20 protein-coding genes and 1 tRNA gene are annotated in these 26,591 nt (G+C 67.5%); 16 read left to right on the top strand and 5 right to left on the bottom strand.

The annotated features are described in order from the left end of the window. Nucleotides 1-32 precede the first annotated feature (32 nt). A complete protein-coding gene (locus tag AC3QLZ_RS08180) occupies nucleotides 33-4,406 on the bottom strand; it encodes an NACHT domain-containing protein (protein ID WP_492783610.1) in 4,374 nt (1,457 codons plus the stop codon). An 822-nt stretch (nucleotides 4,407-5,228) separates the two neighbouring features. On the opposite strand from AC3QLZ_RS08180, the gene AC3QLZ_RS08175 reads away from it, so the two are divergent. The 13 genes from AC3QLZ_RS08175 (at nucleotide 5,229) to kdpE (ending at nucleotide 18,081) form a co-directional block, all read left to right on the top strand. Then, complete coding sequence (locus AC3QLZ_RS08175; RefSeq protein WP_014235404.1) at nucleotides 5,229-5,519, top strand: co-chaperone GroES; 291 nt, start codon at nucleotides 5,229-5,231, stop codon at nucleotides 5,517-5,519. Nucleotides 5,520-5,561: 42 nt separating this feature from the next. Then, nucleotides 5,562-7,211, top strand: a complete 1,650-nt coding sequence (gene groL / locus AC3QLZ_RS08170) for a chaperonin GroEL (protein WP_014235403.1) — start codon at nucleotides 5,562-5,564, stop codon at nucleotides 7,209-7,211. A gap of 249 nt (nucleotides 7,212-7,460) precedes the next feature. Continuing rightward, a complete protein-coding gene (locus AC3QLZ_RS08165; protein ID WP_014235402.1) occupies nucleotides 7,461-7,904 on the top strand; it encodes a YaiI/YqxD family protein in 444 nt (147 codons plus the stop codon). Between the two features lie 505 nt (nucleotides 7,905-8,409). After that, nucleotides 8,410-8,502: a potassium-transporting ATPase subunit F gene (locus AC3QLZ_RS08160; protein ID WP_014235400.1), complete on the top strand. Its 93-nt coding sequence runs from the start codon at nucleotides 8,410-8,412 to the stop codon at nucleotides 8,500-8,502. Then, nucleotides 8,499-10,307 carry a potassium-transporting ATPase subunit KdpA gene (gene kdpA / locus AC3QLZ_RS08155; RefSeq protein ID WP_014235399.1) on the top strand — a complete coding sequence of 603 codons (1,809 nt, stop codon included), beginning with the start codon at nucleotides 8,499-8,501 and terminating at the stop codon, nucleotides 10,305-10,307. The genes AC3QLZ_RS08160 and kdpA overlap by 4 nt, the downstream gene beginning before the upstream one ends. Nucleotides 10,308-10,317: 10 nt before the next feature. Further along, nucleotides 10,318-12,396: a potassium-transporting ATPase subunit KdpB gene (gene kdpB / locus AC3QLZ_RS08150; RefSeq protein WP_014235398.1), complete on the top strand. Its 2,079-nt coding sequence runs from the start codon at nucleotides 10,318-10,320 to the stop codon at nucleotides 12,394-12,396. A 10-nt stretch (nucleotides 12,397-12,406) separates the two neighbouring features. Next, a complete protein-coding gene (gene kdpC, locus AC3QLZ_RS08145; protein WP_014235397.1) occupies nucleotides 12,407-12,982 on the top strand; it encodes a potassium-transporting ATPase subunit KdpC in 576 nt (191 codons plus the stop codon). A 9-nt stretch (nucleotides 12,983-12,991) separates the two neighbouring features. Next, complete coding sequence (locus tag AC3QLZ_RS08140; protein WP_014235396.1) at nucleotides 12,992-13,132, top strand: hypothetical protein; 141 nt, start codon at nucleotides 12,992-12,994, stop codon at nucleotides 13,130-13,132. Further along, nucleotides 13,129-13,965 carry a TorF family putative porin gene (locus tag AC3QLZ_RS08135; RefSeq protein ID WP_014235395.1) on the top strand — a complete coding sequence of 279 codons (837 nt, stop codon included), beginning with the start codon at nucleotides 13,129-13,131 and terminating at the stop codon, nucleotides 13,963-13,965. The genes AC3QLZ_RS08140 and AC3QLZ_RS08135 overlap by 4 nt, the downstream gene beginning before the upstream one ends. A gap of 216 nt (nucleotides 13,966-14,181) precedes the next feature. Next, nucleotides 14,182-14,484 carry a hypothetical protein gene (locus AC3QLZ_RS08130; RefSeq protein ID WP_014235394.1) on the top strand — a complete coding sequence of 101 codons (303 nt, stop codon included), beginning with the start codon at nucleotides 14,182-14,184 and terminating at the stop codon, nucleotides 14,482-14,484. A gap of 10 nt (nucleotides 14,485-14,494) precedes the next feature. Beyond that, complete coding sequence (locus AC3QLZ_RS08125) at nucleotides 14,495-14,671, top strand: hypothetical protein (RefSeq protein WP_014235393.1); 177 nt, start codon at nucleotides 14,495-14,497, stop codon at nucleotides 14,669-14,671. A 9-nt stretch (nucleotides 14,672-14,680) separates the two neighbouring features. Continuing rightward, a complete protein-coding gene (kdpD, locus tag AC3QLZ_RS08120) occupies nucleotides 14,681-17,377 on the top strand; it encodes a two-component system sensor histidine kinase KdpD (protein ID WP_014235392.1) in 2,697 nt (898 codons plus the stop codon). Beyond that, nucleotides 17,374-18,081, top strand: coding sequence for a two-component system response regulator KdpE (gene kdpE / locus AC3QLZ_RS08115; protein ID WP_014235391.1), 708 nt, complete (start codon nucleotides 17,374-17,376; stop codon nucleotides 18,079-18,081). Before kdpD ends, kdpE begins: the two co-directional genes overlap by 4 nt. Before the next feature lie 77 nt (nucleotides 18,082-18,158). Here the strand turns inward: kdpE and AC3QLZ_RS08110 are convergent, their stop codons facing one another. The 4 genes from AC3QLZ_RS08110 to AC3QLZ_RS08095 are packed head-to-tail and all read right to left on the bottom strand — an operon-like array spanning nucleotide 18,159 to nucleotide 23,773. Then, nucleotides 18,159-18,827, bottom strand: a complete 669-nt coding sequence (locus AC3QLZ_RS08110; protein ID WP_014235390.1) for a CerR family C-terminal domain-containing protein — start codon at nucleotides 18,825-18,827, stop codon at nucleotides 18,159-18,161. An 8-nt stretch (nucleotides 18,828-18,835) separates the two neighbouring features. Continuing rightward, entirely contained in the window at nucleotides 18,836-19,972 is a 1,137-nt protein-coding gene (locus tag AC3QLZ_RS08105; protein ID WP_014235389.1) for an ABC transporter permease, read from the bottom strand. Between the two features lie 9 nt (nucleotides 19,973-19,981). After that, a complete protein-coding gene (rbbA, locus tag AC3QLZ_RS08100; RefSeq protein ID WP_014235388.1) occupies nucleotides 19,982-22,738 on the bottom strand; it encodes a ribosome-associated ATPase/putative transporter RbbA in 2,757 nt (918 codons plus the stop codon). 48 nt (nucleotides 22,739-22,786) lie between these two features. After that, entirely contained in the window at nucleotides 22,787-23,773 is a 987-nt protein-coding gene (locus tag AC3QLZ_RS08095) for an HlyD family secretion protein (protein WP_014235387.1), read from the bottom strand. A gap of 438 nt (nucleotides 23,774-24,211) precedes the next feature. Here AC3QLZ_RS08095 and AC3QLZ_RS08090 point away from each other — a divergent pair, with 438 nt between their 5' ends. The 3 genes from AC3QLZ_RS08090 (at nucleotide 24,212) to AC3QLZ_RS08080 (ending at nucleotide 26,546) form a co-directional block, all read left to right on the top strand. After that, the gene (locus AC3QLZ_RS08090) at nucleotides 24,212-24,895 is read left to right on the top strand and encodes a response regulator transcription factor (protein ID WP_014235386.1); all 684 of its coding nucleotides are present in this window, start codon (nucleotides 24,212-24,214) and stop codon (nucleotides 24,893-24,895) included. Then, entirely contained in the window at nucleotides 24,861-26,396 is a 1,536-nt protein-coding gene (locus AC3QLZ_RS08085; protein ID WP_014235385.1) for a sensor histidine kinase, read from the top strand. Before AC3QLZ_RS08090 ends, AC3QLZ_RS08085 begins: the two co-directional genes overlap by 35 nt. A 74-nt stretch (nucleotides 26,397-26,470) precedes the next feature. Next, nucleotides 26,471-26,546, top strand: a tRNA-Phe gene (locus tag AC3QLZ_RS08080). The last annotated feature ends 45 nt before the right edge of the window (nucleotides 26,547-26,591 follow it).

Below are 26,591 nucleotides of genomic sequence, written 5' to 3'. Positions count from 1 at the left end.
AAAATCACTTGGTGTGCGATGGTCGATCCTGTTCATTCCCGGCTTTTCAGCATTACTCGTTCGAACCAAAGCATCTGCGCCCGTGCGTCCGCCCCCAGGGAGCCAACGGCGTGGTAATCCACCCAGGCACAATCCTCTTTGCTGCTAAAGCTCCCCCAGTCGAGAAAGGCACGGCGTTCGCCCCGCATAAGCCAGATCAGGGAGTAGCCGGATCTGGCGAGCAGGCGTTGAAGGGGTTTGTGGCGGGCGAACAGAACGTCTTTGCCCATAGACCAGCCAGCAAGACCAAACACCACTTCCTCACCGTGCATGACGCAGCCCGTCTCCAAATTCATCGACAGATCCCATTCGCGAAACAGGCGGGGCCAAGGCATTAGCACCGGGTGTTGTTCCGAGTGCCCGGACCGCGCGACCATGGGCATCCACGGCACAGGGAGCCAGGTATCGTGCCTGGCGTGAAGATCCAGCCGGAAGCCTTCGTCGAAGTCCCCCAGCAGGTCAGGCCAGGCGGTCAGGCTGGTCGTCGAGTCCGATAGTCCGTCTATGCGGCCGGTTTCAGCGAGACGTTGCTGAACGCCGGGTTTCTCTAGTTTTTGGCACAGCTTCGGGAAGTTCTTTGTCTCGATCAGCACAGGCCAGACCTGCCACCAGATGTCGGCCCGGTAGCTCTTCCCAATACCCCACTGCCCTGGTGCCTGTTGGTCTTCCCAGCTGTGCTCCGTGGCCAGTTGTATCCATGGGCCTGGTCCCCAGCCAGGTGGAAGTTCGGGGGTGTGGTGGATGAGGTCCGTCGGCAGCAGGTCGTTGGCCGGGGCTTCAGCCCAGCGATGAATGCCCTCTCTGGTCGGGGTGGGCCAGCGCGGTGGGGGCTGCAGGTTCCAGAAACCGTCGCGGGAAATCGGCTGTTGTGCCTTCGGCGCGGCGGTGTACAGCCAACGGGATGGGTCAAGCACTTCGATGTAGCTGATCTGGTGGGGCGTGTCATAAACCTGCGGGGTCTTGTCCCAGTTCGGCAGCATTTCGTAGTTGTCGGCGAGAAAGGCCAGCATGGTGTGCCAGCCTATCCATTGGTATTTCTTGCCGATCCGTTCGGTCCTGCCTTCGTCCGCCATACGGCCGGTGTAGCGGTTGTATTCGCCGGTGTCGAAGGCGTCGAAACGCTCGGAGCTCCATCCCAGCTGGCTGGTGTTCCAGACCACGAAGCGCGCCGAGAGATTGACATCGAACAGTGATGAGTCGCCCGTTCCCCACCAGCTGGATACACGGCCAAGGCTTCGATTCGGCTCTTGGGAGTCTGTCAGCGGCTTAGAAAGGAAGTGTTTGGAACCCGAGGTTGCCCCCATCACGTACCAGTAGAAATCATGACCAAAGCACGAGCCGGCAATGCTTCGAAAACCCGAGGCCTCCTGGGCATTCCTCAGTTCTTCCTCAGTTGGCAGTTCATCCAGCGGCAGCGTGCTCTGGTAAGGGGGCCGCACCACCGTGAGATCCACGTCCGCCAGCCAGCCCCGGACATGTGCCTCCTCGACTACGCGGCGGGCGTAGTGGCGGATGGTGAGGTGGCACCAGCGGGCGTTGCCCTCCGCGAACTGGCTTTCATGGACCAAGCGGGCCGCGTGCGCACAGAACTCTTCAGCCCTGCCGTGCAGCATCACGCCCAGCACAGCAATCAGGACGCCTTCCAGCACGTAGGCGTCGTTCACCGCCAGGAAATCGGGCAAGAAGTCTGGCAATACCTGGGGGCAGGCGGCAAGCACTCGGGTGAGGCCGCGGATGGCGGATTGCCGCTGTGCCCGCTGCGAGCTGGCGGTGGTCCAAGCCAGCAGGTGGGCGGCCGGGAAGGCGACGGACGCGTGCAGGCCGCTCAGGTTCGCCTCGCCTGCCCAGCCCAGCAGGATGCGCAGGTTGGAATGGGGATCATCAATCCACAGGGGAACCAGGTGGATGCTCCAGACCGCATCCCGATCGCCCGGGCTGCTCATTCCGCACAACCAGGGATGGAGGATATGTTCCATGGCGAAGGGGTGTCCGGGGATCAGGGCCAGCCGGATCAGTTCGTCCAGCTCATCGTGTTTGGAGTGGAAGACGGCGAGGGCGTTGAACCAATCCAGCAGGCCTTGAGGATCGCTGCCGAAATCTTCCTGCTGATAGCGCCAGCGCAGGCTGTCCAGATAGGCCTCCTGCAGCGCGTCGTCCTGATCCTGCCAGTCTCCTTCTGGGCTTTCGTATTCCAGCGGCAATAGGGCGGGGATCTCCGCGCCCGTCTCGCGGGGCGCCATCAGGCACAGGGCACGCAACAAGCCGGCCCGGTTGTCATTCAGGGGGTGGTCCATCAAAGCCGGGCTGGCCAGCGGGTGCAGGCTTCCCCCTTGCGCTACGGCGTCGACCAATGCCTGACGGCGTGCCTCCAGATTTGGCTGGCCCCTGAACAGCCCTGTCAACAATCTGTGAACGATGAAGGTGTCGCACAGGCGTTCGTAGCCGAAGGTCACGAAGTCTTGGTCTAAGTCGTTGGTCTGATCCAGCAAGGCGCCGGCGGACAGCAGATAGGCGATGGCCTTACGATTGCCGCAGGTTTCCTCGGCGATCCGGTCCGCCTCATGGCGAAGCAGGCTGAAGGTTCCCGCGTCGATCATTGCGTCGGCCAACCGGTTCAGGGTGCGGCGCATGGGATGGCGGCGGCTGGGGTCATCCAGTTCCAGCTTGCCCACCGTGTCCCGCTCCAGATACGCCAGCCAGCCCTGCCAGACGTCCAGCCACGAGGGCAGCCAATACACCGGGTCCCGCCGTCCCAGCAGGCTTTTCACCAGCAGCTGGACGTAGAGCGGGTTGCTCAGCTCGCCGATGGGCGGTGCAACCGGTACTGCCACGCCGTAATGGGCGCAATACACCGCCAGGGCATCCGCGCCCACATCGGCAAAGCCGGGGTGCAGGTATTCCACCCAGGGGGTGGGCGCACCCTCGGCCAACGGTGGGATCACGAGCGACCGATAGTCGCTACGCACCCCGAGCGCCACCGTGAGATGAGGCCGGGCGAGGATATCCGCCAGCAGGCCGTTCAGCTGTCCTTTCCAGCGCGTCCGGTCCGTGGTCTCGTTCAGTGCGTCGATGACGATGAGCGCCCGTTGCCGGCGCCCGGCGGCTGCGTTGTCCAGTTCGTCGAGGAACACATCCTTGCTACCGGGGTATCCCAGCCGCTGCAGCACGGCACTCCACAGATCGCCCGTGGCCGACAGGGTATGACCGAGCAGGCCGATGGCGATCTCTCCGTTTGCCAGCGCCCGGTTGAGTTCGTGCACTAGCGTGTGGGTCTTACCCTGCCCAGCCGGCCCGGTCAGCAGCAGCACGCGGTAGTGGGTGTAGGGTGCGAAGCTGTCGAGCGATTTGCGAGCCCCGTAGCAAGCATCCATCAGTCGGCCCAGTCCGTCCCGTCGGTATCGTTGCTGGTCAGTTTCCTTGTGCTCGCGGCCGTACCGGGAAGCTTCCGAATACTGATCCCGGGCTGTCTTGTTGAGCTGCTCCAGCAGATCGTGGACTGGCTGGAAATCCGGCGGCGCTTGCCAGACGGGATCGTCTCGCAATTGGCGGGCGACTCCGCCCAACTGCTCCCGGTGCGGTTCAAAAGGCGCTTCGTTAGGCAGGAACTTCCAGATCTCGGCAAGGAACTCGTCAAACGCCATCACTGCCGCCGGGCGTGCCAGCAGCCAGTCGAATACCCGGCTGATCTCGGTTTCCACGTGGGCATCGGCGGTGTAACGGGGGCCTGCATCGTGGGTCAGGGTTCTCGCCTGCTGTTTCAGCCAGTCATCGAGCGGAGCGCGGGCATCCGGGCACCATTGGCTGATCAGCTCGCGCAGGTGGCGTTCGAGCTGGGCGGAGAAGTCCGCGGCATCTCGGAAGGTGTGCACGAAGCCAGCGTGCCGGTCATCGTCCATGAAGGGCGGCGCGGCGAAGAAGGCTTCAAGGCGCGCCAGCTGTTCAGAATCGGGGCAGGGCTCGGCAAGCGGCTGCTGACGATAAACATAGAGGTGTGGCTGCGGGGCGCCTCGGCGGCGGGCGTCCCAGGCGCGGTGAAATTCGTATTCGGTGCCGGAACCAAAGGCTTTGCCATCCGCTTTCCTGTACACGGGATCGTCAGCCGGCAAGGGGGTACCGAAACGGCAGCGGAAGACGCCCACGTAGACCTCGCAGGCCTCCGGCACCGGCAGCCGTTGGTTCACCGAGGTCTGAGGGGACTGGTGGGCTTCCATGGGAATGCCGCCTTGCCAATCCCAGGCGACGACTTCCAGTGTGGCGAAGTGCTTGACAAGGGGATCGTCGTTTAGCCTTCCGACGACCGCGTGGGCCGCCTGCCGCTCTGCAGTGCAGTCGCCCGGCGATGAAAGGAAAATCTCTATTGAACGCATCCTTGTGACAAACACCGGTCGGGTTATTCGATGAGCCTCGCTGCTGCCGGGGCCGGGTGTTCATGCACGGCGTGGGACCGCCTTATGCTGACCTGTGCAGGAGCAGCAGGGTCGGGAGCCCGATCCCTGATCGCCCCCTGAACCGTCAAAGCCTCGCCAGCCTCCTGCTCGTGTCGGCGCACGTCTAATAGTATCCAGCGGTGCACCTTGAATTTTACCCAGGGAGTTTAGCCGATCGTCATGGTGATGGCTGTTGGTGAGTGTAACACTGCTTGACGACCAAAATCTCGTACTACGGCGGGCAGTTTGCAGTTGCGTGGGGCAACCCGCGCAGGGCGTAACCCGAAGCGCGTTTGCGACGTCGAATACGCGGTCGACCTTGGTGGTCACGAGGCGCAACTTGCCTTCGCGGTTGCAAGCCATTCTCAGCCGCGCCGCATGCGTGTCGATCGCCCTTTTATAGCGGCTCTGTTAAGCACAGCTGCCGGTCAAATGACAGGGGGCGACCGCATCGGCCGAGGAAGAGCCCGTCAGATCAGCGGCTGTATCTCAGCCTCAGCAGTCGTTCGACCGGGCATCCTCGCACATGATGTGCGGTGGGGCCTCGCAAGAGGTTCGGAGGTTCAAGTTATCTTGCGAAAGGTCCAAGTTCGGTTGCGAACGAAAATTGTGTCTGGCCGCCCTTGAAATCGAAGGGGGGCGCCCCTATTATTAGCACTCGCTCGGGGTGAGTGCTAACAGGCCAGGCCTTCACCACCCCGCCTGACCGGGCCGACAGGCCCCTGAATCCCTGCAATAACTTCGTTACAAGGAGCTATCCCTATGAAAATCCGTCCCTTGCACGACCGTGTGATCGTCAAGCGCGTCGAAGCTGAGCGCACCACCGCTTCCGGTATCGTCATCCCCGATTCCGCCGGTGAGAAGCCCGATCAGGGTGAAGTCCTGGCCGTTGGCCCCGGCAAGCGTGACGATTCCGGCAAGCAGAACGCCCCCGACGTGAAGGTGGGCGACCGCGTCCTGTTCGGCAAGTACGCCGGCCAGACCGTCAAGGTGGACGGCCAGGAACTGCTGGTCATGCGCGAAGAAGACATCATGGGCGTGGTCGAGGCCTAAGCCTCTCCCCCTTTCCCATTCAACAGATTCTGGAGAATTTCAATGGCAGCTAAAGAAGTCAAATTCGGTGATTCCGCCCGCGCCCGCATGGTCGAAGGCATCAACGTCCTGGCCGACGCGGTCAAGGTGACCCTGGGCCCCAAGGGCCGCAACGTGGTGCTGGAGCGCTCCTTCGGCGCCCCCACCGTGACCAAGGACGGTGTGTCCGTGGCCAAGGAAATCGAACTGAAGGACAAGTTCGCCAACATGGGCGCCCAGATGGTCAAGGAAGTCGCTTCCAAGACCTCCGACCTGGCTGGTGACGGCACCACCACCGCCACCGTGCTGGCCCAGGCCATCGTGCGCGAAGGCATGAAGTACGTGGCCGCCGGCATGAACCCGATGGACCTGAAGCGCGGTATCGACAAGGCTGTCGCCGCCACCATCGAAGAGCTGAAGAAGATTTCCAAGCCCTGTGCCACCACCAAGGAAATCGCCCAGGTCGGTTCCATCTCCGCCAACTCCGACGCTGACATTGGCACCATCATCGCCAATGCCATGGAAAAGGTCGGCAAGGAAGGCGTCATCACCGTTGAAGACGGCAAGTCCCTGAATAACGAACTGGACGTCGTCGAAGGCATGCAGTTCGACCGCGGCTACCTGTCCCCCTACTTCATCAACAACCCGGACAAGCAGATTGCCGTCATGGACAATCCCTTCGTCCTGCTGTTCGACAAGAAGATCTCCAACATCCGCGACCTGCTGCCCGTGCTGGAACAAGTCGCCAAGGCCGGCCGTCCCCTGCTGATCATCGCTGAAGACGTGGAAGGCGAAGCCCTGGCCACCCTGGTGGTGAACAACATCCGCGGCATCCTGAAGACCGTGGCCGTCAAGGCTCCCGGCTTCGGCGACCGTCGCAAGGCCATGCTGGAAGACATCGCCATCCTGACCGGCGGCCAGGTGATCTCCGAAGAAGTGGGCCTGACCCTGGAAAAGGCTACCCTGGATGACCTGGGCCAGGCCAAGCGCATCGAAGTGGGCAAGGAAAACACCACCATCATCGACGGCGCCGGTTCCGAAGACGCCATCAAGGCCCGCGTGGCCCAGGTGCGTGCCCAGATCGAAGCCGCCACCTCCGACTACGACCGCGAAAAGCTGCAGGAACGCGTGGCCAAGCTGGCCGGCGGCGTGGCCGTGATCAAGGTGGGTGCTGCCACCGAAGTCGAAATGAAGGAAAAGAAGGCCCGCGTCGAAGACGCCCTGCACGCCACCCGCGCTGCCGTTGAAGAAGGCATCGTCCCCGGCGGCGGCGTTTCCCTGCTGCGCGCCCGCGCCAACCTGGGCAACCTGAAGGGCGACAACCATGACCAGGACGCCGGCATCAAGATCGTGCTGCGCTCCCTGGAACAGCCCCTGCGCGAAATCGTTGCCAACGCCGGCGACGAGCCTTCCGTGGTGGTGAACAAGGTGGTTGAAGGCAAGGGCAACTTCGGCTTCAACGCCGCCACCGGCGAGTACGGCGACATGGTGGAAATGGGCGTGCTGGACCCCACCAAGGTCGAGCGCACCGCTCTGCAGAACGCCGCTTCCGTCGCCGGCCTGATGCTGACCACCGACTGCATGGTGGCCGAGCTGGCCGAAGACAAGCCCGCCGCCGGCATGCCCGACATGGGTGGCATGGGTGGTATGGGCGGCATGGGCATGGGCATGTAATTCACCCCTGCCAGCATCTGCTGCAAAAAAGCCCGGCTTGAAACCGGGCTTTTTCTTTTGGGATTGCCTGCCGACACCGCCGCAGCTCCGCCGGCGGGGCTCCTTCTGCCGGTGCCAGCGGCACTCCCGTCCGGCGAAGTTCCCCGGTCCCGGTTCCGGGCGGCGGACGGAATCCGGCCCGCCCCGCTGCCAGTTGGGGGCGCTTGCGGTAAGCTGCCGGCCATTCTTCCCATTCGGAACCCGCTGACCATGCAAATCTGGGTCGATGCCGATGCCTGCCCCAAGGCCATCAAGGAAATTCTCTTCCGCGTGGCGACGCGCACCCAAATCCTGGTCACCCTGGTGGCCAACCAGGCCCTCTACGCGCCGCCCTCGCCCTACCTGCGCAGCATCCAGGTGCCCAAGGGCTTCGACGTGGCGGACAACGAAATCGTCGCCCGGGTGGCGGCGGGGGATCTGGTCATTACCGCCGACATTCCCCTGGCAGCGGAAGTCATCGCCAAGGGCGCCCGGGTGCTGACGCCCCGGGGCGAGCCCTACGACAAGGGCTCCATCCAGGCCGCCCTGTCCATGCGCAATTTCATGGATACCCTGCGCTCTTCCGGCGTCGACACCGGCGGCCCTGCCGCCATGAGCCAGTCCGACCGCCACGCCTTCGCCCAGCAACTGGAGCGCCTGCTGCCCCGGGGCTGAGGCGCTCCGGTTCCTTCCGTTAGAACCGCCGCAGCGGCGCCGTTGGCGGCGCCCGTCCCTTTCCTTTCGGCGTAGCCGGTCCCGGAGAGCCCCGTCCGAAGGCAGTGTCGCGGCAGGCCCCGTCGTCCTTCATTTCCTCTTGCCGCCGGGTGTCATGGCGCCCCGCCCGAGCCTGCGCTCCTCCTTCCCGCACGTTGTCTCTGCTCTCATCGCCTCAGCTGGGAGGCAGCAAGGACGGGCATTTCGGCTATGGCTGCCTGAAGATGGCCGTCCCTATTGCCTTTTCAGCCAGGTCTTGAAGCCGGTCCGGCGTCTTTACGCCATCTTAACGAGCCCCTCCCCAGCTTTAGCAAGGTCTTGATTCCTCCCCGCCTACAGTTCGAGCGTGATGTTCCATCTGCATACGGAGGATTTCCATGGACCTGTTCTACATCGGCCTGGCCATCGGCTTCTTTGCCCTGACGGCCGGCCTGGTGGCTTATTTCGACCGCTTGCGGAGGTCGTGATGGCGCCCCTTTACCTGATCGCCCTGGCGGTGGCCGGCGGCCTCTTCGCCTATCTGCTGGCCGTGCTGTTCTACCCGGAGGACTTCTCATGAGCGCCAACCTCCTGCTGCAGTACGGCTTCTTCTTCGCCGTCCTCTTCCTCCTGGCCTGGCCCCTGGGGCTGTACATGGCCCGCATCTACCGGGGCGACCTGCCGGCCTTCGTGGCCTGGCTGCGGCCGCTGGAGAACTTCTGCTACCGCCTGGCCGGCGTGCGTCACGGCGACGACATGGGCTGGCGCCGCTATGCCGGCGCCGTGCTGGCCTTCAGCCTGCTCGGCGTGCTCGCCGTCTACGCCCTGCAGCGCCTGCAACTGTGGCTGCCCTTCAATCCCCAGGCCATGGCCAACACCACGCCGGATCTGGCCTTCAACACCGCTGTCAGCTTCGTCACCAACACCAACTGGCAGGCCTACGGCGGTGAGACCACCATGAGCTACCTGACCCAGATGCTCGGCCTGGCGGTGCAGAACTTCCTTTCCGCCGCCACCGGCATGGCCGTGGTGGTGGCCCTGATGCGGGGCTTCCAGCGCAAGGAGGCCGGCGGTATCGGCAATTTCTGGATCGACCTGGTGCGCTCCACCCTTTACGTGCTGCTGCCCCTGTCCCTGATCCTGGCCCTCGCTCTGGTGGGGCAGGGCGTGGTGCAGAGCGTGGCGCCCTACGCCAGCGTGCCCCTGACCCAGGCGGTGGACTATGAACAGCCCAAGGTCGGCGCCGACGGCCAGCCCGTGCTCGACGCCGCGGGCAAGCCGGTGCTGGAAGCAGCCACCGCCAGGGAGCAGACCCTGGCCCTGGGGCCGGCGGCCAGCCAGATCGCCATCAAGCACCTGGGCACCAACGGCGGCGGCTTCTTCAACGCCAATTCCAGCCATCCCTACGAGAACCCGACCCCGGTTTCCAACCTGCTGCAGATGCTGGCCATCGTCCTCATCCCGGCCGCCCTCTGCTTCACCTTCGGCCGCAGGGTCGGCGACCTGCGCCAGGGCCTGGCCATCCTCGCCGCCATGACCGCCATCCTGGTGGCCCTGCTGGCGGTGGAAGTGTGGGCCGAGCAGGCCGGCAACCCCCTGTTCGAACGGCTCGGTATGGCCACCCAGGGCAGCGAGCTGATGGCCGGCGGCAATATGGAAGGCAAGGAGGCCCGCTTCGGCATCAGCGCCACCTCCCTCTTCGTCACCGTCACCACCGCCGTTTCCTGCGGCGCCGTCAATGCCATGCACGATTCCCTCACGCCCCTGGGCGGCCTGGTGCCGATGTGGCTGATGCAGCTGGGCGAGGTGGTCTTCGGCGGCGTCGGTTCCGGCCTCTACGGCATGCTGGTGTTCGCCATCGTCGGCGTCTTCGTCGCCGGCCTGATGATCGGCCGCACCCCGGAATACCTGGGCAAGAAGATCGAGGCCTACGAGATGAAGATGGCCGCCGTGGCCATCCTCGCCACGCCCCTGGCGGTGCTCCTCGGCACGGCCCTGAGCCTGATGCTGGAGGCGGGCACCGCGGGCGTCTTCAACCCCGGCGCCCACGGCTTCTCGGAAGTGCTGTACGCCTTCTCTTCCGCCGCCAACAACAACGGCAGCGCCTTCGCCGGCCTGGGGGCCAACACGCCCTACTACAACACCGCCCTGGGCCTGGCCATGCTCTTCGGCCGCTTCACCATCATCGCCGCGGTGCTGGCCATCGCCGGTTCCCTCGCCGCGAAGAAGCGCATTCCCCCGTCCGCCGGCACCCTGCCGACCCATACGCCCCTGTTCGTGGTGCTGCTGATCGGCACCGTGATCGTGGTCGGCGCCCTGACCTTCCTGCCGTCCCTGGCCTTGGGGCCGGTGGTGGAACACCTGCAGATGGTCGGCGTCCGCTAAGGAGTCCTCGATGAAAACAACAAGCCAATCCCTCTACGACCGGGCCCTGCTGCAAGAAGCCGCCTGGGAATCGGTCAAGCGCCTCTCCCCCCGCTACCAGGTGAAGAACCCGGTGATGTTCGTGGTCTGGCTGGGCAGCCTGCTCACCACCGGCCTCTGGCTCCAGGCCCTGGCCGGGGAAGGCGAGGCCCCCGCCGGCTTCATCCTGGCCATCACCCTGTGGCTGTGGTTCACCGTGCTCTTCGCCAACTTCGCCGAGGCCGTGGCCGAGGGCCGGGGCAAGGCCCAGGCCGCCGCCCTGAAGGGCCTGAAGAAGACCGTGTGGGCCAAGAAGCTGCGGGAAGCCCACGCCGGCGCCCCCTTCCACACCGTGCCCTCGGAAGACCTGCGCAAGGGCGATGTGGTGCTGGTCCAGGCCGGCGACGTCATTCCCGGCGACGGCGAAGTGGTGGAAGGCGTGGCCTCGGTGGACGAATCGGCCATCACCGGCGAATCGGCCCCGGTGATCCGGGAGTCCGGCGGCGACTTCAGCGCCGTCACCGGCGGCACCCGGGTGCTCTCCGACTGGCTGGTGGTGAAGATCACCGTCAATCCGGGGGAGACCTTCCTCGACCGCATGATCGGCATGGTGGAAGGGGCCAGGCGGCAGAAGACGCCCAACGAGATCGCCCTGACCATCCTGCTGGTGGCCCTGACCCTGACCTTCCTCCTGGCCACGGCGACCCTGCTGCCCTTCTCCATCTACAGCGTCGGCGTCGCCGGCAGCGGCAGCCCGGTCACGGTGACGGTGCTGGTGGCCCTGCTGGTGTGCCTCATTCCCACCACCATCGGCGGCCTGCTCTCGGCCATCGGCGTCGCCGGCATGGGGCGGATGATGGAAAAGAACGTCATCGCCACCTCCGGCAAGGCGGTGGAAGCCGCCGGCGACGTGGACGTGCTGCTGCTGGACAAGACCGGCACCATCACCCTGGGCAACCGCCAGGCCGCCGCCTTCGCTCCCGCCGCCGGCGTCAGCGAGAAGGAACTGGCCGAAGCGGCCCTGCTCGCCTCCCTCGCCGACGAAACGCCGGAAGGCCGCTCCATCGTCACCCTGGCCAAGGAGCGCCTGCACCAGCGGGGCCGGGACATCCACGCCGACGGCGCCAGCTTCGTGCACTTCACCGCCCAGACCCGCATGAGCGGCATCGACTGGCAGGGGCGCTGCATCCGCAAGGGCGCCGCCGATGCGGTCAAGGCCCACATCCAGGCCTTGGGCGGCGAATGGTCTGCTGCCGTGCAGCAGGCGGTGGACGACATCGCCCGCCGCGGCGCCACGCCCCTGGCGGTGGCCGAATCCAGCGCCGGCGCCGCCCGGGTGCTGGGAGTGGTGGAACTGAAGGACATCGTCAAGGGCGGCATCAAGGAGCGCTTTGCCGAACTGCGCCGCATGGGCATCAAGACGGTGATGATCACCGGCGACAACTCCCTCACCGCCGCCGCCATCGCCGCCGAGGCCGGGGTGGACGACTTCCTGGCCGAGGCCACGCCGGAGGCCAAGCTCAAGCTGATCCGCCAGCACCAGCAGGACGGCCGCCTGGTGGCCATGACCGGCGACGGCACCAACGACGCCCCGGCCCTGGCCCAGGCCGACGTGGCGGTGGCCATGAACAGCGGCACCCAGGCGGCCAAGGAGGCCGGCAACATGGTGGACCTGGATTCCAACCCCACCAAGCTGATCGAGATCGTGGAGACGGGCAAGCAGATGCTGATGACCCGGGGCGCCCTCACCACCTTCTCCATCGCCAACGACGTGGCCAAGTACTTCGCCATCATCCCGGCCGCCTTCGCCGCCACCTATCCGGCCCTCGGCGTGCTCAACGTCATGGGCCTGGCGACGCCGGCCTCGGCCATCCTCTCGGCGGTGATCTTCAACGCCCTGGTGATCGTCGCCCTCATTCCCCTGGCCTTGAAGGGCGTGGCCTACCGGCCCCAGGGCGCCGCCGCCATCCTGCGCCGCAACCTGCTGGTCTACGGCCTGGGCGGCCTGGTGGTGCCCTTCGCCGGCATCAAGGCCATCGACCTCATGCTTGTCGGCCTGCATCTGGCCTAAGGAGACTTCCATGCTCAAGGAACTGCAACCCGCCCTGATCCTCCTGGCGCTGCTCAGCGCCCTCACCGGCGCCGCCTACCCGGCCCTGGTCACCGGCCTGGCCCAGGCCACCATGCCCGACCAGGCCAACGGCAGCCTGCTCAAGGAAAACGGCCAGGCCGTGGGCTCCCGCCTCATCGGCCAGCCCTTCTCCGACCTCCGCTACTTCTGGGGCCGCCCCTCCGCCACCGCCCCCATGCCCTACAACGGCGGCAGCTCCGGCGGCGCCAACCTGGGGCCCCTCAACCCGGCCCTGGAGACGGCGGTACAGGAACGCATCGCTGCTCTCAAGGCGGCGGACCCTAGCCAGCAGGCCCCCATTCCGGTGGATCTGGTGACGGCCTCCGCCAGCGGCCTCGATCCCCACATCAGTCCCGCCGCCGCCCGCTGGCAGGCGCCCCGGGTGGCCCGCCTGCGGGGTCTGCCCGAAGCCCGGGTGCTGGCCCTGCTGGAGCACCACACGGAAGGCCGCCAATGGGGCTTCCTGGGCGAGCCCCGGGTCAATGTCCTGGCCCTCAACCGGGCCCTGGACCAGGTGGCGCCCTGAGGTCCCGCCATGACCGGCCCGCTCCTGGACCTCTGCCACCTGCTGCTGGCGCTGCTGGCCATTTTCGCCCCCATCGCCCTGGCCGGCTGGCTGCTGGGACATCGTCCCCCGGCTTCTTCCCCTTCACCCCAAAACAGGAAAAACCCATGAACAACTCCAAGCACCTTGTACTTCTGCCCCTGCTTCTGCTTGCCGCCGGCGCCGCCCGGGCCGAGGCGGAGGTCGCTCCGGACCTCACCGTCAGCAGCAATCTCAACCTGGCCAGCGAATACCGTTTCCGCGGCATTGACCAGACCTGGGGCGGACCCGCCCTCCAGGGCGGCGTGGACCTGGCCCACCGCAACGGCCTCTATGCCGGCCTGTGGGCCTCCAACGTCTCCGGCAATTCCTATCCGGGCGGCAACCTGGAGGTGGACTACTACGCCGGCTACAACGGCAAGCTGGACGACGACTGGGGCTACACCGTCGGCGGCTACGGCTACTGGTATCCCGGCGCCAATGTGAACAAAGGGACCTGTCCCTCCGCCGCCTGGGCGGCCCCCTGTTCCCTGCCGGGGCAGAAGTTCGACAACTTCGAGCTGAACGGCGGCTTCTCCTGGCGCTGGCTCAGTTACAAGCTGTCCGTGTCCCTCACGGACTACTTCGGCGCCAACACCAAGACCGGCTACAGCGGCGACACCAAGGGCAGCCTCTACCACGACCTGAGCGCCAACGTGCCCCTGGCCGAGGACCTGACCCTCAACCTGCACCTGGGCCGCACCGACGTCAAAGCCACCTACGGCGGCATCAGCGCCGACTACACCGACTACCGCCTCGGCCTGACCAGGACCTTCAGCGGCGGCTGGAGCCTCTCCGGCGCCTGGGTCGGCGCCACCAACGACCGCTTCTACCGGCCTCCGGTGGGCGGTCTTTCCGCAGCCAATGGCGAAACCCGGGAGTTGAACAAGGACCGTCTCGTCCTCCAGGTGGGACGTTCCTTCTAACGGGTTCCGACAGCAGCTTCCACCTCCCCCGGGGAAGCTGTTGCTTGTGCCGGCCCAGGCTTCGCCCGGGCCGGTTTTTTTTGTTGCTGCCGGATTGGGGGGCGATTCTTAACGCCATCTTGATACGGCTTCGGCTATTTTTGACCCCATTGCAACAGCCCCTTTTCTAATCTGTGGGCATCGGGTGCCGCGCCACCCTTCGTTCCCAGGTGTCCTATGAATGCCAATGTCTGTATCGGAATCCGCATCGACGGCGACCAGCTGCAACTGGCTGCCCGCCAGCAGGGTCGTGCCCTCGGCCAGGTTTCCTTCTCCCGCGACAGCGTCGGGCGTCGTGCCCTGGCCAGCTACCTGGCGGCCTGGGAGGCGCCGTTGCGGCTGGCGGTGGCGGCCGGTGCCGCCGGCATCGCCCTGGCCGTGGCCCTCGGCGACGGGCCGGGGCGGGAGGTCTATCTGGTGGCCGCCAGCATCGCCGACCAGCCGGCGGCCCTGGCCCGCTACGCCGAGCAGCGCCTGTGAGGGTACGGCCATGCCCATCCATATCTGTCCCGTCTGCGGCACCCGGCACCCGATCAACGCCGTCGAGCATCCCTTCGCCTACGGCCGCCAGCTGACCTGCGGCCCCCAGTGCAAACACCGCCTGCGCCAGCAGGTGCGGCAGCGCATCCTGGCCGAGCTGGCCCTGCGCGCTGCCGCCAAGGAATAAACTCCACCCATGTCCGATCCTCTGCAACGCCCCGATCCCGACGCCCTCCTGGCCCGCCTGGAGGCGGAGGAAATCCAGGCCCGCCGCGGCCGCCTGAAAATCTTCTTCGGCGCCAGCCCCGGCGTCGGCAAGACCTACGCCATGCTGGCCGCCGCCCGCACCCTGCAATCCCAGGGCGTGGACGTGGCGGTGGGGGTGGTGGAAACCCATGGCCGGCGGGAAACCGCCGAGCTGGTCCAGGGCCTGGAGCTGCTGCCTTCCCGGCAGGTTGAGCACCGGGGTCGCCGCCTGCAGGAATTCGACCTGGATGGCGCCCTGCAGCGGGCGCCGGACCTGGTGCTGGTGGACGAGCTGGCCCACAGCAACGCTCCCGGCAGCCGCCACCCCAAGCGCTGGCAGGACGTGGAGGAACTCCTGGCCGCCGGCATCGACGTGTTCACTACGGTCAATGTGCAGCATCTGGAAAGCCTCAACGACGTGGTGGGCCGCATCACCGGCGCCCGGGTGTGGGAGACGGTACCCGACCGCCTTTTCGATGCCGCCGACGAGGTGGTGCTGGTGGACCTGCCGCCGGAGGAACTGCTGACCCGGCTCAAGGCCGGCAAGGTGTACGTGCCCCAGCAGGCCGAGCGGGCCATGGCCAACTTCTTCCGCAAGGGCAATCTGCTGGCCCTGCGGGAACTGGCCCTGCGCCGCACCGCCGACCGGGTGGACGACGACGTGCGGGCCTACCGCCGCGACCAGTCGGTGAGCACCGTCTGGCCGACCCGGGAATCCCTGCTGGTGTGCATCGGTCCGGGCCCCGGCAGCGAGCGCCTGGTGCGCAGCGCCGCCCGCCTGGCGACCCAGCTGGAGGTGCCCTGGCACGCCCTCTATGTGGAGACCCCCCGCTACCAGCGGCTGCCCGAAGGGGAGCGGGGGCGGGTGCTGAAGAGCTTGCGCCTGGCCCAGGAGCTGGGGGCCGAGACGGCCAACCGGCCGGGCCAGGATGCCGCCGCGGCGGCCATCCAGTACGCCCGGGAACACAATCTGGGCAAGGTTCTGCTGGGCCGGGAACTGCCCGGGGACTGGCGCCGCTGGCTGCCCTGGCGCACTTCCCTGGCGCGGCGCCTGGCCCGCCAGGCGCCGGACCTGGACGTGATGCAGGTGGCCAGCGACGGGGTGGACGGGGAAGCGCCGCCGCTCCCGGACGGTCCGGCCCGGCCCGCCGCAGTCAATGTGCGGGGCTACGGCCTGGCGGCGGCGGCCGTGGCCGCCGTGACCCTGGTGGCGACGCCCCTGCACGGCGCCCTGGACCTGGCCAACATCGTCATGCTGTTCCTCCTGGCGGTGCTCTTCGCCGCGGTCAAGCTGGGGCGCAACCCGGCCATCCTGGCCGCCTTCCTCTCCGTCGCCGCCTTCGATTTCTTCTTCGTCTCGCCGCGCCTCTCCTTCGCCGTCAGCGACGTGCAGTACCTGCTGACCTTTTCCGTGATGCTGGCGGTGGCCCTCATCACCGCCCAGCTCACCGCCGGCCTGCGCTTCCAGGTGGACGTGGCCCAGAGCCGGGAGCGGCGCAGTGACGCCCTCTACGAGATGGCCCGGGAGCTGTCGGCGGCCCTCACCGTGGAGCAGATCGACGACATCACCCGGCGCTTCGTGCAGCAGGGCTTCCAGGCCCGGGCGCTGCTGCTGGTGCCCGGCCAGCAGGAGCGCCTGAGCCTGCCGGAAGGGCTGCCGGCCGACCTGCCGGTGGACCTGGGCATCGCCCAGTGGGCGGCGGACCACGGCGAGGCCGCCGGCCACTCCACCGACACCCTGCCTTCGGCACCCATGCGCTACCTGCCCCTGAAGGCGCCGATGCGCACCCGGGGCGTGCTGGCGGTGCTGCCCCGGGAGCAGCCCTGGCTGCCCTCGCCGGAACAGGAGCGCCTGCTGGAGACCTGCGCCACCCTGGTGGCCATCGCCGTGGAACGGGTGCATTACATCGAGGTGGCCCAGGAGGCCCTGGTGCAGATGGAGTCGGAGCGCCTGCGCAACGGCCTCCTGGCGGCCCTCTCCCACGACCTGCGCACTCCCCTCACGGCCCTGGTGGGGCTGGCCGACTCCCTCAGCCTGGGCGGCGCCCTGCCGCCGGCCCAGGCCGAGCTGGCCCAGGCCATCCGGGGCGAGGCCATGCGCACCAGCGCCCTGGTGCATAATCTGCTGGACATGGCCCGGCTGCAGTCGGGCCAGGTGACCCTGAAAAAGGAGTGGCAGCCCCTGGAGGAAGTGGTGGGGGCGGCGCTCCAGGCCCGGGCCTCGGTCCTGGCCCAACACCGGGTGCGGGTGGACCTGCCCGCCGACCTGCCCCTGCTGGAGTTCGACGCCGTGCTGATGGAACGGGTGTTCTGCAATCTCATCGAAAATGCCGCCAAGTACACGCCGCCGGGCAGCCTCATCGAGATCGGCGCCCGCCGGGAGGCGGAGCGGGTGCTGGTGAGCGTCAGCGACAACGGGCCGGGCCTGCCGCCGGGCAAGGAGGCGGGCCTGTTCGAGAAATTCACCCGGGGCCAGGACGAGTCGGCCATTCCCGGCGTCGGCCTCGGCCTGGCCATCGTCCGCGCCATCGTCGATGCCCACAAGGGCAAGGTGTGGGCGGAGAACCGCAGCGACGGCCCCGGCGCCCGCTTCGTGTTCACCCTGCCCCTGGGCCAGCCCCCGGCCCTGCCGACGGAGCTGCTGTGAATCCCGCCGCCGGCCAGGAGCGCCTTGCCCCGGTGGTGGTGATCGTCGAGGACGAGCCCCAGATCCGCCGTTTCGTCCGCGCCGCCCTGGAGTCGGAGGGCTGCACCGTGTGGGAGGCGGACACCGCCGCCCGGGGCCTGATCGAGGCCGGCACCCGCAAGCCCGACCTGCTGGTGCTGGACCTGGGCCTGCCCGATGGCGACGGCGTCGATCTGATCCGGGACCTGCGCAACTGGTCCGGCGTGCCGGTGCTGGTGCTGTCGGCCCGCAGCGACGAGAGCGACAAGGTGGCGGCCCTGGATGCGGGCGGCGACGACTATCTGACCAAGCCCTTCGGCATTCCCGAACTGCTGGCCCGGGTGCGGGCCCTGCTGCGCCGCGCCGGCCGGGGCGGCGACATGCCGCCGGTGTTCGCCTTCGGCCCGGTGGAGGTGGATCTGGCCCGGCGCCAGGTCAGCCGCCACGGCGAAGCGGTGCATCTGACCCCCATCGAATACCGGCTACTGAGCCAGCTGGTGGCCAATGCCGGCCGGGTCCTCACCCACCGCCAGCTGCTGCGGGAGGTGTGGGGCCCCAGCCATGTGGAGCACGCCCACTACCTGCGGGTGTACATGGCTGGCCTGCGGCGCAAGCTGGAGGACGACCCGGCCATGCCGCGGCACATCCTCACCGAATCCGGCGTCGGCTACCGGTTGGCGGTGTAATAGGGGGCGGGCCCGGGAGCCAGTATCGGCGGCCATCTCCGTCATGTCTGCCTGGAGAGTGGCGTCCCTGATGTCTCTCAGGCCAGCCGTCCCAGGCCCGCCACCGTGGCCCGGCAGTGCTGCTCGATGACCGCCAGCATGGCCTGCAGCTGGGCCGGCTCGTAATCGCTTTCCAACCAGCCCAGGCGCCGCTGCAGGGTGGCGCGGGCGGAGCCGAAGGCGACCATGGCGCCGATCAGGGCGTGGGCCAGCAGCAGGTTCTCGGGCGATTCCTCCGGCTGGCCGGTGACCCGGGCCAGGAGCCGGCTGACCAGGGTGTGGCCGGGGCGGGTGAAGCGCTCGTAGAGCACGTCGAAGGCCGGCGTGGGGTGGAACTGCTCCCGGGTGAGGAAGATGAACCAGGCCAGGGGATGGCCGGGGACGAAGGAGGCGGCGGCCAGATCCCGCACCACCTGCACCAGCAGCTCGCCCGGGTCGGTGGCCGGGTTCTGCAGGCGTTGTTCCGCCTCCCGGGTCAGGCTCTGGATGCGGGGCCCCATCTCGGCGGCGATGAATTCGGCGACGGCCCGGTACACCCCTTCCTTGCCGCCGAAGTGGTAGGGAATGGCCGACTGGTTCACCCGGGCGGCGGCGGCCAGCATGCGGGTGGTGACGCCGTCGTAGCCGTGGCGGCCGAAGAGGGCCAGGCCGGCGGCCAGGAGCCGTTCCCGGGTGTCGTCGCTGTGCAGTTCGGGCAGTTCGGCCATGGCGCGTCCTACACCTGGGTCTGGGTCACCGACTTGCGGAAGCGGGCGTGGGCGATGAGGAAGAAGATGGCGCCGATGCCGGTGATGGCGAGGAACTCGGGCCACACCGTGTCGAGGCCGGCGCCCCGGTAGAGGATGGCCTGGGCCAGGCGCACGAAGTAGGTGATGGGGGCGCCGAGCATGATGTCGCTGACCACTTCCGGCATGCTCTCCCGGGGCGTGACGCCGCCGGAGAGAAGCTGCAGGGGCACGATGGTGAGGATGAAGAGCAGGCCGAACTGGGGCATGGAACGGGCGATGGTGCCGAGGAAGATGCCGATGGAGGCGGCCGAGAAGAGGTAGAGGGCGGCGCCGCAGAGGAACAGGGGCACGGAGCCGGCGATGGGCACCTGCATGATGGCCTGGATCACGGCGATGAGGCCGACGCTGGCGGCCAGCAGCACGGCGGCGCCGCTGGCCCAGACCTTGGCCATCATGATCTCGAAGGGGGTCAGGGGCATCACCAGCAGGTGCTCCAGGGTGCCGTGCTCCCGCTCCCGGATGAAGGCGGCCCCCACCAGGATGATGGTCAGCATGTTGATGTTGTTGATCACCTCCATGACGCCGCCGAACCAGAAGCCGGTGAGGTTGGGGTTGAAGCGCACCCGGGTGGTGAGGCGGATCGGCGGGGCGCTGCTGTCCCGCTTGCCGGTGAGGTATTCGTTGAGTTCCCCGGCGACGATGCTCTGGATGTAGCTGGCGCCGATAAAGGACTGGCTCATCACCGTGGCGTCGATGTTCAGCTGCAGGGTCGGGCGCCGGCCTTCCTTCAGATCCCGCTGGAAATTGGCGGGGATGACCAGGGAAAAGGAATAGCGGCCCTGGTCCAGGGCCCGGTCCATCTGGGCCATGGAAATGAGGTCCGGCGTCTTGAAGTAGGGCGGCGTCAGGGCGCCGATGAGGCGGGCGGAAAGGGGCGAACGGTCCTCGTCCACCACCGCCACCGGGGCGTTGCGCAGTTCCTGGGAGACGCCCTTGGCGGCGCTGTAGATGCCGCCGGTGAAGGCCCAGACGATCAGCACCAGCAGTACCTTGTCGGCCCACAGGCTGCGCAGCTCCTTGAGCCCCAGGCGGAAGATGTTGGCCAGCGTGCCGTGGCGGTCCATGGTCGTTTCCTATTTTTCCTGCTTGGGCAGCAGGGCCAGGGAAATGAGGGTCAGCACCGGGATGAAGCAGGCCAGGGCGAGGAACTGCTGTCCCAGGTCGGCAAAGCCCAGGGCCTTGGTGAACACGCCGCGGCTGATGACCAGGAAGTAGGTGGCGGGGAAGAACTGGCCGATCCAGTAGGCGCCGCCCACCAGGGAGGCCACCGGGGTGGTGAGGCCGGAGAACTGCACCGTCGGCAGCATGGTCAGGATGGCGGTGCCGAAGAGGGCGGCGATCTGGGTCTTGGTGAAGGTGGAAATGAGCAGGCCCAGGCCGGTGGTGCACACCACGTAGAGCAGGGCGCCGCAGGCCAGGGCGAGGAAGCTGCCCTTGATCGGCACGCCGAAGACCAGCACCGCCTGCAGGGCCAGGGCGAAGAAGCTGAGCATGGACACCACCACGTAGGGCAGCTGCTTGCCGATGAGGAATTCGAGGCGGCTGACCGGGGTCACGTAGAGGTTGGTGATGGAGCCCAGCTCCTTTTCCCGCACCACGCCCAGGGCCATGAGGATGGCCGGGATGAACACCAGCAGCAAGGGAATCACCGCCGGCACCATGGCGTAGATGCTGCGGAAGTCCTGGTTATAGCGGTAGCGCAGGGCCACGTCGGTCCAGGTCAGGGTGGGGGCGGTGCCGGTGGCCTCGGTCACCAGCTTGACGATGTACTGCTGGTGCAGGCCCTGGACGTAGCCCCGGGTGGTCTCGCCCCGGTAAGGCATGGCCCCGTCCACCCAGGCCCCCACTTCCGGCGAGCGTCCCTGGTGCAGGTCCCGGCCGAAATTGGGGGGGATTTCCAGGGCCACCGTCAGTTCCCCATCGCGCATGCGCCGCTCCAGCTCGGCGCTGTCGGCGATGGGCGGCTGCTGCAGGAAGTAGCGGGAGCCGGCGATGTTGTCGATGTAGTCCCGGGACTCGGGGGACTGGTCCCGGTCCAGCACGGCGAAGCGCAGGCCTTCCACATCCATGGAAATGCCGTAGCCGAGCACGAACATCAGCAGCACCGAGCCGAGCAGGGCGAAGGTGAGGCGGATGGTGTCGCGGCGCAGCTCCAGGGCTTCCCGGTAGGCGTAGCCGAGCAGGCGGCGCAGGCTGAAGGCCTTGTGCCGGTGGGGTGCCCGCGCCGCTGCCGTCGGCGCGGGCTGGGCTTCGGCGGGCGTCGGGTTCTGGGGCTGGGCCGGGGCGGCGCCGCTGGCTTCCTCCAGGTAGGAGATGAAGGCCGCTTCCAGGGAATCGGCGCCCCGGGCGGCCTGCAGGGCGGCCGGGGTGTCGCTGGCCAGCACCTTGCCGGCGTGCATGAGGCTGATGCGGTCGCAGCGCTCGGCCTCGTTCATGAAGTGGGTGGAGATGAAAATGGTCACCCCCTGTTCCCGGGACAGTTCCACCAGCAGGGCCCAGAACTGGTCCCGGGCGATGGGATCGACGCCGGAAGTGGGCTCGTCCAGGATCAGCAGGCGGGGCTCATGCACCACCGCCACCGCCAGGGAGAGTCGCTGGCGGATGCCCAGGGGCAGGTCCGCCGCCGGGGCGTCGGCGTAGGGCGTCAGGTCGAAGCGTTCGGAAAGGGCGGCGATGCGCGGGCCGATCTTCTCCGGCGGCAGGTGGAAGAGGCGGGCGTGCAGGTCCAGGTTCTGGGCCACCGTCAGCTCGCCGTAGAGGGAGAAGGCCTGGGACATGTAGCCCACCTGCTTGCGCGTCTCCAGGTTGTTGGCGTCCACCGTCCTGCCGAACAGGCTGGCCTTGCCCTGGGTCGGCGGCAGCAGGCCGGTGAGCATTTTCATGGTGGTGGTCTTGCCGCAGCCGTTGGAGCCGAGGAAGCCGAAAATCTCGCCCTTGCCGATCTGGAAGCTGACCCGGTCCACCGCCGTGAAGTCGCCGAAACGCTGGGTCAGGCCCTCCGCCTCGATGGCGAAGTCGTGGCCGTCCGGCGGCAGGGGCGGGATCACCAGTTGGCTGTGGGCCTGGCGCCGTTCCTCCGGCAGCAGGCTGATGAAGGCCTGCTCCAGGGTGGCGGCGCCGCTGCGGGCCTTCAGCTCGGCGGCACTGCCGGTGCCGATGATGCGGCCGGCGTCCATGGCCACCAGCCAGTCGAAGCGCTCCGCCTCTTCCATGTAGGCGGTGGCCACCAGCACGCTCATGCCCGGGCGGCGGGCCCTGATGCGGTCGATCAGTTCCCAGAACTGGCGCCGCGAGAGGGGATCAACGCCGGTGGTGGGCTCGTCCAGGATCAGCAGGTCCGGGTCGTGGATGAGGGCGCAGCACAGTCCCAGCTTCTGCTTCATGCCGCCGGAGAGCTTGGCCGCCGGCCGGTCGCGGAAGGGGGAGAGGTTGGTGGCGGCGAGCAGTTCGTCGATGCGCCGCTGCCGCTCGGCCTTGCCCTGGCCGAAGAGGCGGCCGAAGAAATCCACGTTTTCCGCCACCGACAGGGTGGGGTAGAGGTTCTTGCCCAGGCCCTGGGGCATGTAGGCGATGCGCGGCTGCAGGCGGGGCCGCACCCGGGCGCTGCCCATGTCCTCGCCGAACACTTCCACTCGTCCAGTCTGGATCTTGCGGGCCCCGGCCACCAGGGCCAGGAGGGAGGACTTGCCGACGCCGTCCGGGCCGATCAGCCCCACCATGCCGCCGGCGGGCAGGTCCAGGGTGACGTCCGCCAGGGCATCAACCTGGCCATAGCGCAGGCTGATGCCGGCGAGGCGGGCGACGGGAGCGGCGGTGTCCAGTGAGGCCATGGTGGCGGGCCGGGAGTGGGAGTGGTTGGGGCAGGGCCGGAGGCGGGATCAGCGCAGCTGCAGCTTGGCGGGCCAGGCTACGTCGGCGGCGGTGCGCACGTAGCCGACGCCGGGCATGCCGGGCTTGGCCAGGTCGGCGTGCTGGGCCAGCCATTCCGGTTCCACCCGCAGCTTCAGGCGGAACATGAGCTTTTCCCGCTCGTTGCGGGTTTCCACTTCCTTGGGCGTGAACTGGGCCTTCGGCGCGACGAAGCTGACCCGGGCGGGAATGGGTGCCTCCAGGGCGTCGAGGACGATGCGGGCCTCGTCGCCCACGGCCACCTTGCCCGCTTCCGCCGTGGGCAGGTAGATGGTCAGGTACATGTCGTTCATGTCCAGCAGGGTCAGCACCTTGCCGCCGGCGGCCAGCACCTCGCCCGGTTCGGCCAGGCGGTACAGCACCCGGCCTGCCAGGGGTGCCCGCAGGGCGGTGTCGCGCAGGCTGACGCGCAGGGCCTCGGCCTTGGCCTGGGCCGATTCCACCGCCGCCACGGCTTCGGCTACCCGGGTCTGGGCCGCGGCCAGGGCCGCGTCGGCGGTCTGCAGGGTGCTCTGGTCCTGGTCCAGCTTGTTGCCGGTGACGTAGCCCTTTTGCACCAGGGCTTCGGTCCGCTTCAGGGTGGATTGGGCCAGGCGCCGCTGGCTGGCGGCGCTGTTCACTCCGGCCTTGGCTTCCCGGGTGCTTTCCCGGGCCTGGCGGATCTGGGCTTCGGCCGCCTGCAGCTGGGCGGCCAGGTCCTCGGCGTCGAGGCGGGCGAGGACTGCGTTGAGCGGCACGCTGTCCCCTTCCCGGGCGTTGACCTCGGCCAGGCGGCCCGCCACCTTGGTCGCCACATCCACTTCGATGGCTTCCAGGCGTCCGTTGCCGAGGGCGATGCCGGGGGGCAGGACCGGCGGGCGCAGGCGGTAGGCGATGGCGCCGCCGAGCAGCAGCACGGCGACCAGGACCAGGGGCACGGCCCGGCGGGCGATGGAGGTGGGGGCAGGGGAGGGCATGGGGATTCTCCGCGGAGGATGCGGCGCCTGGGGGATGGCCGGCGCTTTGAATGGCTCCATTGTGCCATTTCATTCATTTGAATGAAATGATGCCGTCCGGATGGAACTGGCAGTGCCGTCCATGACGCGGCGCAGCAACCGGAGAGGGGCGAATTTGTTACACTGAAAAGGTTCCCGTAAGGAACGTCCGTGCGGCGGAAAGCGGCGCCAGAGGCGGTTTTTGGCCAGTGGCCGAGCGAGGACGAAGCGGAGGCGGGAACGCAGCACGCACAGAAAAAGCGCGCAAGAAAGATGGCAGGGGACGATTCGGTGCAGGAATCGAACCGCCCCCCGAGTCCCGCCGAAGCGAGACTCCTAAGACCATAAAAGGAGAACAGCGGCGCCAGATTAAGGGCGCGGGCTTACATAAAACTTACGCGGATCAGGCTCTTATCCTCCATGCGCATACTCCTGGCTGAAGACGACAAAATCATCGCGGACGGGCTTTCCCGTTCCCTGCGGCAGGGCGGCTACGCCGTCGACTGCGCCTATACGGGTCTGGAGGCCGACACGGCCCTGATGACCAATTCCTACGACCTGCTCATCCTCGACCTGGGCCTGCCCAAGCTGCCCGGGCTGGAGGTGCTGAAGCGCCTGCGGGCCCGCAATGTGCAGCTGCCGGTGCTGATCCTCACCGCTCTCGACGGCACCGGCGACCGGGTCAAGGGCCTGGACCTGGGGGCCGACGATTACATGGCCAAGCCCTTCGAGCTGGCCGAACTGGAGGCCCGGGTGCGGGCCCTCACCCGGCGCTCCTCCGGCACCGCCCCGGTCATCACCTGCGGTGCCTTGACCTACGACCAGGCCGGCCGGGTGGCCCAGCTGGACGGCCAGAACCTGGACCTCTCGGCCCGGGAACTGGGGCTGCTGGAAATCCTCCTCTCCCGGGTCGGCCGCCTGGTTTCCAAGGATCAGCTGGTGGACCACCTGTGCGGCTGGGGCGAGGAGGTGAGCCACAACGCCATCGAGGTGTACATCCACCGCCTGCGCAAGAAGCTGGAATCCGGCGGGGTGCGCATCGCCACCGTGCGCGGACTCGGTTACTGCCTTGAAAAGCCGCAAGAACCCGGCGCCGGCCGCTAAGGAGGGGGGCGACGCCCAGCGGTCCCTGTTCGGGGAAATCCTGGACTGGATGCTGGCGCCCCTGCTTTTCGTCTGGCCCATCAGCATCGCCATCACCCACTACTTCGCCAACATCGTCGCCGGCTATCCCTACGACCAGGCCCTGCGGGAGAACGTGAACGCCATCGCCCGGCAGATCCGCTACAGCGACAGCAAGCCGGTGATCAACCTTTCCGGCTCGGCCCGGGCCGTGCTGCGGGCCGACGAGGTGGACAGCGTCTATTTCCATGTCGTCACCCGGGAAGGCACGCGCCTGGCCGGCGACAAGGAACTGCCGGTGGCCCCCGAGCTGGTGCGGCCCCGGGACGACACCGGCGAGATCAGCTTCCGCGACGGCGAATTCAACGGCCAGGACCTGCGCATCGCCTACCAGTTCCTCGCCGATCCCAACCGGCCCGACGACCGCTGGCTGGTGGTGGAAGTGGGCGAGACCCTGGAAAAACGCTCCCAGCTGGCCAACAAGATCATCGCCAGCGTCATCCTGCCCCAGTTCGTCATCATTCCCCTGGCGGTGATCCTGGTCTGGTTCGGCCTCTCCCAGGGGCTGAAACCCCTGACCAAGCTGCGCAGCCGCATCGAGGCCCGACGTCCCGGCGATCTTTCGCCCATCAACACGCGCAAGGTGCCGGAAGAACTGCAGCCCCTGATCGAGGCCTTCAACGGCATGCTGGAGCGCATGGAGCGCAACATGGAGGCCCAGACCCGCTTCATCGCCGACGCCGCCCACCAGATGCGCACCCCCCTCACCGGCCTCAAGACCCAGGCCCAGCTGGCCATGCGGGAGAACGACCCGGAGCGCCTGCTGTACGCCCTGCGGCAGATGGCCGGGGCGGTGGACCGGGCCTCCCATCTGGTGAACCAGCTGCTCACCCTGGCCCGGGCCGAGGCCGGCAGCGGCGCCGCCAGCCAGCCCCTGGCGCCCATGAACCTGGACAAGCTGCTGCGGGAGATCGTCGAGGACTGGGTCATGCGGGCCCTGGAGAACTACATCGACATGGGCTACGAGCCTGCCGACGGCGCCACCGAGATCGAGGGCAACTCCTTCCTGCTGCGGGAAATGATCAACAACCTCATCGACAACGCCCTGCGCTACACCCCCGTGGGCGGCCAGGTCACCTGCCGGGTGGTGCGCCGGCGCAGCGAGGGCGGCGAATCGGAAGTGGTGCTGGAGATCGAGGACAGCGGCATCGGCATCACCGAGGAGCAGTCCGAACTGGTCTTCGAGCGCTTCTACCGGGTGGACGATGCGGGCACCGAAGGCTCCGGCCTGGGCCTGCCCATCGTCCGCGAGATCGCCGAGCTGCATCACGCCCAGGCCAGCCTGCGGCCCAATCCCAAGGGCCAGGGCAGCATCGCCCGGGTGGTTTTCCCCGCCTACCAGGAGCCCCGTCCCGAGCTGGCCGAAGATGCGCCCCTGGCCTCCGCCTGGAACCGCTCCCTGCCGCCGCCGGGGTCGGTGTGAGGGCGTTGCGAAATAAATGTCACAAAGTCTTTGACAGGTCGGTAGGTCGTGGCTACAATGCGGCCTTCGTTTTTGGCCAGTTAGCTCAGTTGGTAGAGCAGCGGATTGAAAATCCGCGTGTCCGTGGTTCGATTCCGCGACTGGCCACCAAGATTCGATAAAAAGGGACAGGCGCGAGCCTGTCCCTTTTTTGTT

Source organism: Azospira sp. MPR-LB4 (genome assembly GCF_058809525.1).
The sequence above is the reverse complement of the archived record's forward strand: the minus strand, read 5'-3'. Positions and strand labels throughout refer to the sequence as shown.

Excerpts from the sequence above, each read along its gene's own strand:
- kdpC (WP_014235397.1), top strand. The coding sequence starts at position 12,407 with ATGCTCAAGGAACTGCAACCCGCCCTGATCCTCCTGGCGCTGCTCAGC.
- AC3QLZ_RS08110 (WP_014235390.1), bottom strand. The coding sequence starts at position 18,827 with ATGGCCGAACTGCCCGAACTGCACAGCGACGACACCCGGGAACGGCTC.
- AC3QLZ_RS08105 (WP_014235389.1), bottom strand. The coding sequence starts at position 19,972 with ATGGACCGCCACGGCACGCTGGCCAACATCTTCCGCCTGGGGCTCAAG.
- AC3QLZ_RS08135 (WP_014235395.1), top strand. The coding sequence starts at position 13,129 with ATGAACAACTCCAAGCACCTTGTACTTCTGCCCCTGCTTCTGCTTGCC.
- AC3QLZ_RS08090 (WP_014235386.1), top strand. The coding sequence starts at position 24,212 with ATGCGCATACTCCTGGCTGAAGACGACAAAATCATCGCGGACGGGCTT.
- groL (WP_014235403.1), top strand. The coding sequence starts at position 5,562 with ATGGCAGCTAAAGAAGTCAAATTCGGTGATTCCGCCCGCGCCCGCATG.
- kdpD (WP_014235392.1), top strand. The coding sequence starts at position 14,681 with ATGTCCGATCCTCTGCAACGCCCCGATCCCGACGCCCTCCTGGCCCGC.
- AC3QLZ_RS08165 (WP_014235402.1), top strand. The coding sequence starts at position 7,461 with ATGCAAATCTGGGTCGATGCCGATGCCTGCCCCAAGGCCATCAAGGAA.
- AC3QLZ_RS08175 (WP_014235404.1), top strand. The coding sequence starts at position 5,229 with ATGAAAATCCGTCCCTTGCACGACCGTGTGATCGTCAAGCGCGTCGAA.
- AC3QLZ_RS08140 (WP_014235396.1), top strand. The coding sequence starts at position 12,992 with ATGACCGGCCCGCTCCTGGACCTCTGCCACCTGCTGCTGGCGCTGCTG.
- AC3QLZ_RS08160 (WP_014235400.1), top strand. The coding sequence starts at position 8,410 with ATGGCGCCCCTTTACCTGATCGCCCTGGCGGTGGCCGGCGGCCTCTTC.
- kdpA (WP_014235399.1), top strand. The coding sequence starts at position 8,499 with ATGAGCGCCAACCTCCTGCTGCAGTACGGCTTCTTCTTCGCCGTCCTC.
- kdpB (WP_014235398.1), top strand. The coding sequence starts at position 10,318 with ATGAAAACAACAAGCCAATCCCTCTACGACCGGGCCCTGCTGCAAGAA.
- AC3QLZ_RS08130 (WP_014235394.1), top strand. The coding sequence starts at position 14,182 with ATGAATGCCAATGTCTGTATCGGAATCCGCATCGACGGCGACCAGCTG.
- AC3QLZ_RS08125 (WP_014235393.1), top strand. The coding sequence starts at position 14,495 with ATGCCCATCCATATCTGTCCCGTCTGCGGCACCCGGCACCCGATCAAC.
- AC3QLZ_RS08180 (WP_492783610.1), bottom strand. The coding sequence starts at position 4,406 with ATGCGTTCAATAGAGATTTTCCTTTCATCGCCGGGCGACTGCACTGCA.
- AC3QLZ_RS08095 (WP_014235387.1), bottom strand. The coding sequence starts at position 23,773 with ATGCCCTCCCCTGCCCCCACCTCCATCGCCCGCCGGGCCGTGCCCCTG.
- rbbA (WP_014235388.1), bottom strand. The coding sequence starts at position 22,738 with ATGGCCTCACTGGACACCGCCGCTCCCGTCGCCCGCCTCGCCGGCATC.